We start from the raw sequence: 10,229 nt of genomic DNA on the forward strand, positions 1-10,229 counted from the left end.
TCCTTTTACTTCAGACGTTGGACATAGGTGGCCCGATCCGGGTCGAACCATGTTTTTGAAAACTCGACGGGTTCGGCCTTTTCCGACCAGCTGAACCGTTCGATATATCCCACCGTTTCCCCGGCAGGTTTCGTGAAAGATTTTGGCGTCCAGTCGGGCAGCGACCCGATTGAGACCCTGTCTTCGGCCCGCGCGATCCAGAACCCCAACTGGTGCTGGTAATAGCGGTAAAGCGAATCCGAAAGCTGGGTTTGATCGATTTTTCCGGCGGATGCGTCCAGCCAGATTTCCTCGACCGCGATGATTGTGTCATTCAGATAACGCATCCGACGGACACGCGAGCCGGTGTCAGACAGGCCGAATTGCGGCAGGTCGGCGGGCTTTGTCAGATGATCGACCGACAGAATGTCGGCCCGAGGCAGGCCGCCGCCTTCGGGCAGTTCCAGCCGGAACATGGCATAGACGCTGTTCTGCGTGCCGGTTTCGCGGATGTAGTTTCCGGACCCCTGAATACGCTCCAGCATCCCCTTTTTCTCAAGCTCGGCGAGCGATTTTCGCAAAGTCCCGACCGAGACCTTCAACTCGGCAGCCATCTCACGTTCAGGCGGCAGACGCTCGCCATCCATCAGACGGCCGGCCGCGATATCACGGATCAGCAGTTCCGAGATTTGAACATAGATCGGCAGGGCGTTGGAGCTTCGGGCGTTGACGGTCACTTGAGGCGTTTTACTCGGTCGCGGGAAAAATTGATACACTATTGATCTACATCAATGCGCTTGCTACGCAAGAGAAAAGTAAAAGATGCATGGAGCGCGAATCAAATGACCATCGTCCCCATCACATCCCCCGATCTGGATGCGGCCGAGGTTTCGTGGTTTGCGGCGCTGTGTTCGGATGACTATCAGTTTCTGGGTGTGCCTGATGGCGACCTGCGATCCAGCTGGGATCATTGCTCGGGCATCGTGAAAGAGGCCGAGGCACAGGGGTTTCGCAACATCCTGTGCCCGTCTTCCTATCAGGTGGGTCAGGATACGCTGAGTTTTGTGGCCGGCTGTGCGCCGATTACCGAAAAGATCAACCTGCTGGCCGCCGTACGATGCGGAGAGATGCAGCCGATCATGCTGGCCCGGACCATCGCGACGCTGGATCACATGCTGAATGGGCGGTTGACGGTCAACATCATCTCTTCGGATTTCCCGGGGGAAAAGGCAGACAGCGCCTATCGCTATCAGCGCTCGCGCGAGGTGGTGGAAATCCTGAAACAAGCCTGGACGCGGGATGAGGTCAACCATGCAGGCGAGGTCTATAACTTCTCGGGACTGACCACCGATCCAGCAAGGCCCTATCAGACCGGCGGCCCGTTGCTGTATTTCGGTGGCTATTCTCCGTCCGCTCTGGACCTGTGCGGCGAACATTGTGACGTCTACCTGATGTGGCCGGAAACCAAGGATCAACTGGCTGGGCGGATGAAAGCGGTTCATGCAGTCGCCGAGAACTACAACCGGACGCTGGATTACGGCCTGCGCGTCCATATGATCGTCCGCGACACCGAGGCCGAGGCGCAGGAGTACGCCGACTACATCGTGTCCAAACTTGATGACGAATATGGCCGTGCGATCCGTGAACGGGCGCTGGATGCGACCTCTCTGGGCGTGGCGCATCAGGCCAAGAACCGCGATCTGGCGGATGAGTATGGTTACGTTGAACCCGGTCTCTGGACCGGCGTTGGGCGGGCGCGCTCGGGCTGCGGGGCGGCCCTGGTCGGGTCGACCGATCAGGTCATGACCAAGATCGAAGAGTATCAGAAGATGGGCATCCGTGCCTTCATCTTCTCAGGCTACCCGCACATGGACGAGGCCAAACACTTTGGTGCCCGCGTGATGCCCAACCTCAAAACCTGTTCCCTTCCCGAAGCGTACGGAAGGGTTCCTGCCAATACCCCGGCGACACCGCTGGGCAACGGAGTACGCCGCTGATGCAACGTGTGAAACTATCCGACACGCTGGAAATGAGCCGTCTTGTCTATGGCATGTGGCGACTGGGAGACGACAGCGACACCTCGGCGGCGCATGTCGAGGCCAAGATCCAGGCCTGTCTGGATCAGGGCATTACCACCTTCGACCAAGCCGATATCTATGGTGATTACGGGGCCGAGGCGGTTCTGGGCAACGCCCTGCGCGCCAATCCCGGTCTGCGCGCGAAGATGGAGATCGTCACCAAATGTGACATCGTCGCACCCTGTGGCCGGTATTCGGATGCCAAGGTGAAATACTACGATACCTCGCGCGCGCATATCCTGAAATCGGTCGATACGTCTTTGGCCGAGATGGCGATTGACCATATCGACCTGCTATTGATCCACCGCCCTGATCCGTTCATGGATCATCACGAAACGGGTGCGGCGCTGGACGAGGTTGTGGCCAGCGGCAAGGTCGGCGCGGTCGGTGTGTCGAACTTCCGCCCGTGGGATTGGAACCTGTTGCAATCGGCGATGAAGACCCAACTGGTGACGAACCAGATCGAGATTTCTCTGGGCGAAATAAGCCCCTTTACCAACGGCGATCTCGCGTTTCATCAGCAGCATGGGCATCCGCTGATGGCGTGGTCCCCGCTTGGCGGTGGAATGCTGATGGCCGGAAACCCTCCGGTCGCGGTGGTTGCAGATGAAATCGCGGCCGAGTTCGGCGTTGACCGGGCCGCCGTGGCGATCGCTTTTCTGCTGGCCCATCCGGCAGGCATCCTGCCCGTTCTGGGCACGAACAATCTGGACCGCATAAAGCGTGCGTCCGACGCGCTGAAGGTCACGCTGGATCGTGAAAGCTGGTTCCGCCTGTATACGGCGGCGCTGGGGCATGAGGTACCGTGATGAATGCAATCTCAAAGGACCTGACCCACACATTTGTCCCGCAACGGGAAGATACCCGCACCCTGCGCGATGCGTTCGGCAAGTTCGCCACCGGGGTCACTATTGTCACCTGCGACAGTGACGACGGACCGATCTGCATTACCGCCAACAGCTTTTCGTCCCTGTCCCTGGACCCGCCACTGGTGATGTGGGCAGGTGACCGGAATTCTCGTCGCTTCCCCTATTTCCAAAAGGCGCGTCATTTCAGTGTGCATGTTCTGTCTGCCGGGCAAACTGAGTTGTGTTTTGACTGTTCGAAAGACGCCTTTGCGCTGCGCGACATCGCGCATGATCGCTGTGAAAACGGCACCCCCGTGCTGCCGGATTGTCTTGCCCGGTTCGAATGCGAGCAGCACGCCTATCACGATGCGGGCGATCACGTCATCGTCGTGGGCAAAGTCCTGAAGGCCAGCATGGCAGACGGGGACGCTTTGACGTTCTACGCCGGAAAAATCGGCCAATTCGCGCAAAAATAAGCGCGATATGACGACTGCCGGAAAAACCGGCAGCTGACACAGTGGGAGGATCCGCATGGGCGGATTAACGTCGGTGCTTGCGCCGATTGCATTCGTGAATGAAACCGCGCTGCGACTGGGCCGCGCGGTTGGTATCGTTGCCATTGCGCTGATGGTGATCGCAATTCTGATTCAGGTCTTTTTCAGGTACGTTCTGGGCAGCGCGTTACCCTGGCCGGACGAGGCCGCGCGTTTCTGTATGCTGTGGATGACCGGCCTTATGGCACCGACCGCGTTTCGGCGCGGAGGGTTCGTGGCCATCGACATGCTGGAGCGGTTTTTACCACGCCTGCTGGGGCAATCGCTGAACCTCTTCCTGTTGCTAATTTCGCTGGCGGTCTTGTTGGTCGCTGTCAACATCGGCTGGTCCGAAGTCACCGGCTTTGGCGGCAAGTTTGCCACCGCAGCGCTTTATCTGCCCACCTCCTTTGGATTTGACGAATGGTATCGTATTCCGCGCAGTTGGATGATGGCTTCGCTGTTGGTCGGGGTCATCCTGCTGATCTTAGTCAATATCGAGTTGATCCTTCGCGCCTTCATCACTTTGATCGGCGGAGGGCATCTGTTGCCGAAAATCCCTGATGCTGCGGTGGGGGCTGAATAGATGCTGATCTGGTTCCTGCCCACTTTTCTGGTCTTCCTGCTGATCGGCCTGCCGGTGTTTTTTGCCCTGCTGGCAGCGCCCGGCATCCTGTTATGGCTCAACGGACAGACAAACGACATCACCCTGCTGTACCGCAACGTCTATAACGGCATGGACAGCTTCCCGCTGATGGCGATCCCTTTCTTCATGCTGGCCGGAGAGTTGATGAACCGGGGCGGCATCACCATCCGCCTGGTCGAGTTCAGCCAGGCCCTTATGGGCCATCTGCGCGGCGGGCTGGCGCACGTGAACGTGCTGAGTTCGATCCTGTTCGCGGGTCTCTCGGGCTCTGCCGTGGCCGATACCTCGGCCTTGGGTTCGATGCTGATCCCGGCGATGGAAAAGCAGGGCTATACCCGTAAATTCGCCGCCGCGATCACGGCAGCCAGTTCGGTGATCGGGCCGATTATTCCTCCGTCAGGCATCATGATCATCTACGCCTATGTGATGGGTGAAAGCGTCGCCGCGCTGTTCCTTGCTGGTATCGTGCCCGGTGTCATGGTTGGCGTTGGTCTGATGTTGATGATCAAGGTCATGGCCGACCGGTACGACTTCCCTGTCGCCAGCCGCAAATACACATGGCCGGAACGGCGTCAGGCCAGTCTGAAGGCGTTCTTTCCGCTGATGACGCCCGTGATCATTCTGGGGGGTATTCTGGGCGGCATTTTCACCCCGACCGAGGCGGCCGCGGTGGCTGTGGGATACGCCTTTATCATCGGATTCTTCGTGCTGCGTACCTTAACCTTGAAAGAAGTGCCCGAGGTTCTCAGCAACGCGGGCATGACTTCGGCCGTTGTCCTGCTGCTGGTGGGTGCGGCCATGGCGTTCAAAACGGTGGTCAGCCTCAGCCACGCACCCGAGCAGCTGGCATCCTTGATCCTCAGCCTGTCGGAAAACCCGCTGATCCTGTTGTTCCTGATCAACCTGCTGCTGTTCATCGTCGGCATGTTTCTGGATGCGGGTCCGGCGATTATCATCCTTGGTCCGATTCTGGGGCCGATCTTCACCAGCCTCGGCGTGGACCCGATCCATTTTGCCATTATCATGAGCGTCAACCTGACCGTCGGCCTTGCCACGCCCCCCATGGGCCTGGTCCTGTTCGTGGCCGCCGCCGTGTCGCGCGAACGGGTCGAGACCATCGCCAAGGCGATCCTGCCGTTTCTGGCGGTCGAAATCATCGTGATCTTTTTGATCACCTATATCCCAGCACTATCCATGACGATCCCGAGGATAACGGGATTTGCAAACTGAACTGAGTATCACAGGGAGGAAACGCATGCTCAGAGACTTCATAAAAACCGCAGCGGTGGCCACGTCGCTTGTGGCGGCGTCTGCCATTGCCGCAACCGCCGCCGATTACACATTGCGCGCAACCGCGAATTCGAACGAAAACGATGAAGATTACGACGGCCTGATCGTCTTCAAGAACTACGTCGAAGCAGCCTCGAACGGCGCTATCGAGGTCGAGCTGTTCATCGGCACGCAACTGTGTTCGAACGGGGCGGAATGCCTGCAGGGCGTGGCAGACGGAACCATCGACATCTACATCTCCACCTCTGGAGGGGCCTCGGGCATCTTCCCATACGTGCAGGTTCTGGACCTGCCCTACCTGATGGCCGATGACCGCATTGCCGAGCACGTCCTGTCCGGCGATTTCACTCGTACCATGCGCGATATGGCGTTGGAAGATTCCGGTGGCGCGATCCGCCTGATGACCATCGGCAACACAGGCGGGTGGCGCAACTTTGCCAATACGCAGCGTCGTGTGGCCGAGCCTGCCGATATGGAAGGTCTGAAAATCCGCACCGTGGTCGCTGACCTGCCGCAAGAACTGGTGAAAGCACTCGGTGCATCACCGACCCCGATCCCGTGGCCGGAACTGTTCACCAGCTTCCAGACCGGTGTGGTTGAAGGTTCGAAAAACGGTATCACCGACATCATGGGCATGAAGTTCCCGGATGCGGGCCTGCAATATGTCACGCTGGACGGCCACGCTTATATGGGCGCGCTGTGGTGGATGAACAACGCCAAGTTCCAGGAGATGCCCGAAGATCTGCGCCGTGTCGTGGTTGACGGGTTCTATGCGCTGCAGCAGGCCACTTTTGCCTCGCCCAAGCGCAAGTCGATTCAGGCGTATGAGGACTTTGTTGCCGGTGGCGGTGACCTCTATGTCCCAAGCCCCGATCAGAAGGCCGCGTTCAAGGACGCCGCGACGCCGGTCTACGAGTGGTTCCAGACCAACGTAGCGCGCGGGGATGAGGTGTTCACTGCACTGACCGAAGCCGTTGCTGCGGCCGAGGCCGATGTGAACGCCGCGCGGGATGCGGACCTGAACTAAGCTACAGGGCTGGGCCTTGTGGCCCGGCCTTCACCGGAACGGGTACATCCACCCTTTATAATCGTTGACCAGAACATGCGCCTTTTCGATCTGCTCCGGCGACATTTTCTTGATCACTTCCTCAAGGCTGATCGCCGCATCGGGGTCGCCACCAATGGCGCTGAGCGTGTACCACATATAGGCGCGCACCAAATCGGGCGCGGGCATGCCGAGACCCAGTTCATAGTACCACCCCACACCCGATTGCGCCCCGGGATGGCCCTTCATCGACGCGCGGAGATACCATTCGAACGCTCTCTCATAATCCTGCTCGACCCCCAACCCGAGACCGTACATCACGCCGATCAGTTCCTCTGCCTCGGCGTTGCCCGACCGGGCGGCTGGCAGCAGTTCCTCGCGCGCGGCTTCAAACGCCCCGGCCTCCATCAGATCGCGGGCCTGTTCCAGTTCGGCCTGCGCCGGGGACGCAAGAAGGCAAAGGGCATATACAAACTGACGCATGGGTTTGTGTTCCTTTTGGTCGGCACCGCCGCGGCGCAGGACTTGCCGCGTCCACTGACAGATGATGATTTCATCCCCTTTGATATGGAACAGGCCGCAATCGGTCATCAACTGTTTTACGACCCGATCCTGTCGGGCAACCGGAACATCGCCTGCGCCCATTGCCACCACCCGGATTTTGGCACCTCGGATGGTTTGTCGCTGGGCATAGGCGAAGGCGGGAAAGGGCTGGGTCCTGATCGAACACCCGGCACCGGGGCCGACAGGATACGCAAACGCATCCCGCGCAACTCTCCGGGCCTGTGGAACCTTGGGGCGAAAGACATTCACACCGTCTTTCACGACGGCAGGCTGAGCCTTTCGGATGATTACGGCAACGGCTTCAATTCCCCGGCGCAGGAGTGGTTGCCCGAAGGGCTGAATTCTCTGCTGGCGGCACAAGCTCTGTTTCCTTTGACCTCGCAATTCGAGATGGCGGGCAATGTGGCCGAGAATGAGGTCACGGGCGCGGTGCATGACCGTATAGACAAGGGCTGGCCGATCCTCGCCAAGCGTGTTCGTACCGCTCCCCGCTATGGTCCGGCCATCGTGGCCGCCTTTGATGAGGTCGAGACCACCGAAGACATCACGATCACGCAAATCGCCAACGCTCTGGCCGCTTTCATGGCGATCGAGTGGCGCAGCACCGACAGCCCGTTTGACCGCTACCTCGCGGGCGATACGAGTGCCCTTTCGCTGGCCCAGAAGGACGGGATGAACCTGTTCTACGGCAAGGCGCGATGTTCCACCTGCCACGCTGGCCCGTTGATGTCAGATCAGGATTTCCATGCGCTGGCCCTGCCGCCATTCGGTCCGGGCCGCACCCGGCAGTGGGACCCCTTCGTCCGCGACGTGGGCCGCATGGGTGAAAGCGACCGGCTCGAGGATGCCTACCGCTTTCGCACACCGATGCTGCGCAATGTCGCCCTGACTGCGCCCTATGGCCACAACGGAGCTTTCCCCGATCTCGAAAGCATGATCCGCCACCACCTGAACCCTCGCGTCAGCTTTAAAAAATGGACGCCAGAGCTGGCATCGTTGCCCGAAGTTCACTGGTTGGAACGAGCCGATTTCATTGTGTGGGAAGATCGCTTTGAAATGGAGCGCCAGCGCAACAGAATCGATATCACCCCGGTGAACCTTACGGACTCCGAAATTGAAAGCCTCGTTGCGTTTCTACAATCGCTCACCGGAACCAGCGTGGACACCCCACCATTTGGAGTACCCCACGGGTTTGTTCCCTGACTATACGCTTCATTCCCGGCATAGCGTGCCGAAAGAACCAGCGCTCTCAGCTTCAGAAAAAGCTACTGAGCAGATTCGATATGGCTGCCCAGCCAGTGTGCTGCCTGTTCTGGAAACCTGTCCAGAATTTCCGCTGCGATCTGGGTGCCAAACATCGGTGCAAGGTCGCCTGATCCCCTAAAGCCCTGCAAAAGAGCGACCGTCAATCCGGAACATCCTTGTTGAGCAAAACCCAATCCCTCACCCGCTTGGCCGTGTCAACGAGCGGCCTGTTCTCAGACCAGACCAAATAGAATCCAAGCCCCGTCTCCCAGCTCCAGTCCTCCAGTGCAACAAGCAGGCCCCTTTGTACCAATGGTGCCGTCAGATGATCCCACCCAAAGGCAAAACCCTCACCAGACAGGGCTGCCTGCAGAACAAGCGCGTAATCGTTCAGCCTGAGACCCGAAATCGGAGGCGCCTCGGTCACACCGAAATGTTCGAACCACTGGTTCCAGCTTGGACGTTCACGAACAGGCTCTTCCAGATGGATCAGCTTGCAATCCAACAAATCCCGCACGGATGTCAGGGTGCCCGCCGCGTCCATTTCCGCCGGGCTGGCGACCGGATAGATGACCTCTTTTGCGATGAGTTCCGATTTGTACCCGTCCCACTGCCCAAAACCGCGGCGAATTGCGAGGCTGATGTTCTCGGAATCGATATCAGGTTCGCGGTCGCTGGATTGCAGCCTGAGATCGATGTCAGGATAGGCTGAGTGAAACTGCTGAAGCCTGGGCATCATCCAATAATAGTTGAACCCGGATGACGCGTTGAAAGTGACATGGTCATTCTTGGTAAACTGTTTGATCGAGTTCACCGAAGCCAAAATCTGATCGAATGAACGTGATACATCCGAGTAAAGCTTTGCGCCCGCAGAAGTGAGCGTTATCCTCTTGTGCTCTCTTCGGAACAGCAAGACATTCAAAGACTCTTCCAACTGCTTGATGGCCGCACTGACGGCTGGTTGTTTTACGTTCATTTCGTGGGCTGCGCGAGTGATTGATTGTAGTCTTGCGGCGGCTTCGAAGTAGACGAGGTGTTTTGATGATGAGACGTTTTTCCAGAGGTTGTGCATAAGTTAGGATTATCCAAAGCATTATCTTTTTCAACCGTCACGGATGGGTTTCATGCGGTTATTGTGCCGTTTCAAATGACCCAAGGAGTGGCTCAACATGGCGCGGCGCGCACGACAGTCCCGCTTACGCGGCACGGAGGCCGGATCGGTACCGGCGTCCCCCTATATTCAACGTAAACTGGCCTATTTCGACCCTTTGAATGAAGAGGATCTGGTGCGGATCGAAACCCAGGTAGACTGGATTTTCGAAGCGGTCGGCATTGCGTTCCGGGATGACCCCGAGGCGCTGGAATTGTGGCGGCGTGAAGGGGCGCGGATCGACGGCGACATTGTGCGTGCTGATGCGAGCTGGATCCGCGATCTGTGCGCCAGGGCGCCGAAGAAGTTCACCCAGGTCGCCCGCAACCGGGATCGCTCGGTTGTGATCGGGGACGGCAATCAGGTCTTTGCCCCGGTCTATGGCGCGCCTTTCGTGCGCGATCTGGAGGGCGGCCGCCGCTATGGCGACATCGAGTCCTTCGAGAAGCTGGTCAAGCTGACCTACATGCACCCCAACCTGCATCATGGCGGCTTTGTCACCTGTGAACCCTGCGACGTTCCGGTCAGCAAGCGGCATCTGGACATGCTGTTCACCCACATGACCGCCAGCGACAAACCGCATCTGGGCGCGATCACCGAGATGAGCCGGGCGCAAGACAGCGTCGAGATGGCCGAGATCGTCTTTGGCGCGGACTTCATGGAAGACAATTGCGTCATCATGGGCAATGTGAACACCAACTCGCCGCTGCTGGTGGACCGGGTCGTGACCGAGGCCGCACGGGTCTATTCGACGCGCGGTCAGGGCATGATCGTGGTGCCGTTCATCCTGTCCGGCGCGATGGGTCCGGTCAGCACCGCCGCCAGCGTCGCCCAGGCGATGGCCGAGGCGA

At 58.8% G+C, this 10,229-nt stretch carries 12 protein-coding genes; 8 read left to right on the forward strand and 4 right to left on the reverse strand.

Going from position 1 to position 10,229, the window contains the following annotated elements; all coding sequences use genetic code 11:
* Positions 1-5: 5 nt before the first annotated feature.
* A complete protein-coding gene (locus ACR0LF_RS20995; protein WP_480583049.1) occupies positions 6-716 on the reverse strand; it encodes a GntR family transcriptional regulator in 711 nt (236 codons plus the stop codon).
* Positions 717-821: 105 nt separating this feature from the next.
* On the opposite strand from ACR0LF_RS20995, the gene ACR0LF_RS21000 reads away from it, so the two are divergent.
* From ACR0LF_RS21000 to ACR0LF_RS21025, 6 genes are read left to right on the forward strand one after another with little or no spacing between them, the layout of a single operon-like run.
* A complete protein-coding gene (locus ACR0LF_RS21000) occupies positions 822-1,976 on the forward strand; it encodes an LLM class flavin-dependent oxidoreductase (protein ID WP_480583046.1) in 1,155 nt (384 codons plus the stop codon).
* Positions 1,976-2,866: an aldo/keto reductase gene (locus ACR0LF_RS21005; RefSeq protein WP_480583043.1), complete on the forward strand. Its 891-nt coding sequence runs from the start codon at positions 1,976-1,978 to the stop codon at positions 2,864-2,866. The genes ACR0LF_RS21000 and ACR0LF_RS21005 overlap by 1 nt, the downstream gene beginning before the upstream one ends.
* On the forward strand, positions 2,866-3,381 hold the full coding sequence (locus ACR0LF_RS21010) for a flavin reductase family protein (RefSeq protein ID WP_480583040.1): 516 nt from the start codon (positions 2,866-2,868) through the stop codon (positions 3,379-3,381). The genes ACR0LF_RS21005 and ACR0LF_RS21010 overlap by 1 nt, the downstream gene beginning before the upstream one ends.
* A gap of 55 nt (positions 3,382-3,436) precedes the next feature.
* Positions 3,437-4,024: a TRAP transporter small permease gene (locus ACR0LF_RS21015; protein WP_480583037.1), complete on the forward strand. Its 588-nt coding sequence runs from the start codon at positions 3,437-3,439 to the stop codon at positions 4,022-4,024.
* Positions 4,025-5,314, forward strand: coding sequence for a TRAP transporter large permease (locus ACR0LF_RS21020; RefSeq protein ID WP_480583034.1), 1,290 nt, complete (start codon positions 4,025-4,027; stop codon positions 5,312-5,314).
* A gap of 25 nt (positions 5,315-5,339) precedes the next feature.
* The gene (locus ACR0LF_RS21025) at positions 5,340-6,401 is read left to right on the forward strand and encodes a TRAP transporter substrate-binding protein (RefSeq protein ID WP_480583031.1); all 1,062 of its coding nucleotides are present in this window, start codon (positions 5,340-5,342) and stop codon (positions 6,399-6,401) included.
* 30 nt (positions 6,402-6,431) lie between these two features.
* Here the strand turns inward: ACR0LF_RS21025 and ACR0LF_RS21030 are convergent, their stop codons facing one another.
* A complete protein-coding gene (locus ACR0LF_RS21030; protein ID WP_480583028.1) occupies positions 6,432-6,902 on the reverse strand; it encodes a tetratricopeptide repeat protein in 471 nt (156 codons plus the stop codon).
* 15 nt (positions 6,903-6,917) lie between these two features.
* On the opposite strand from ACR0LF_RS21030, the gene ACR0LF_RS21035 reads away from it, so the two are divergent.
* Complete coding sequence (locus ACR0LF_RS21035; RefSeq protein ID WP_480583171.1) at positions 6,918-8,186, forward strand: cytochrome-c peroxidase; 1,269 nt, start codon at positions 6,918-6,920, stop codon at positions 8,184-8,186.
* A gap of 62 nt (positions 8,187-8,248) precedes the next feature.
* Here the strand turns inward: ACR0LF_RS21035 and ACR0LF_RS21040 are convergent, their stop codons facing one another.
* Positions 8,249-8,392, reverse strand: coding sequence for a hypothetical protein (locus ACR0LF_RS21040; RefSeq protein WP_480583025.1), 144 nt, complete (start codon positions 8,390-8,392; stop codon positions 8,249-8,251).
* On the reverse strand, positions 8,389-9,300 hold the full coding sequence (locus tag ACR0LF_RS21045) for a LysR substrate-binding domain-containing protein (RefSeq protein ID WP_480583022.1): 912 nt from the start codon (positions 9,298-9,300) through the stop codon (positions 8,389-8,391). Before ACR0LF_RS21045 ends, ACR0LF_RS21040 begins: the two co-directional genes overlap by 4 nt.
* 97 nt (positions 9,301-9,397) lie before the next feature.
* Between ACR0LF_RS21045 and ACR0LF_RS21050 the strand changes: the two genes are divergently transcribed.
* The coding region (locus ACR0LF_RS21050; RefSeq protein ID WP_480583020.1) for a trimethylamine methyltransferase family protein at positions 9,398-10,229 on the forward strand (832 nt) is incomplete at its 3' end.

This window comes from Ruegeria sp. E8 (assembly GCF_056533985.1).

What these genes read in the sequence shown, in the direction of transcription:
- ACR0LF_RS21000 (WP_480583046.1), top strand. Translation starts at nt 822, where the DNA reads ATGACCATCGTCCCCATCACATCCCCCGATCTGGATGCGGCCGAGGTT.
- ACR0LF_RS21005 (WP_480583043.1), top strand. Translation starts at nt 1,976, where the DNA reads ATGCAACGTGTGAAACTATCCGACACGCTGGAAATGAGCCGTCTTGTC.
- ACR0LF_RS21010 (WP_480583040.1), top strand. Translation starts at nt 2,866, where the DNA reads ATGAATGCAATCTCAAAGGACCTGACCCACACATTTGTCCCGCAACGG.
- ACR0LF_RS21015 (WP_480583037.1), top strand. Translation starts at nt 3,437, where the DNA reads ATGGGCGGATTAACGTCGGTGCTTGCGCCGATTGCATTCGTGAATGAA.
- ACR0LF_RS21020 (WP_480583034.1), top strand. Translation starts at nt 4,025, where the DNA reads ATGCTGATCTGGTTCCTGCCCACTTTTCTGGTCTTCCTGCTGATCGGC.
- ACR0LF_RS21025 (WP_480583031.1), top strand. Translation starts at nt 5,340, where the DNA reads ATGCTCAGAGACTTCATAAAAACCGCAGCGGTGGCCACGTCGCTTGTG.
- ACR0LF_RS21030 (WP_480583028.1), bottom strand. Translation starts at nt 6,902, where the DNA reads ATGCGTCAGTTTGTATATGCCCTTTGCCTTCTTGCGTCCCCGGCGCAG.
- ACR0LF_RS21045 (WP_480583022.1), bottom strand. Translation starts at nt 9,300, where the DNA reads ATGCACAACCTCTGGAAAAACGTCTCATCATCAAAACACCTCGTCTAC.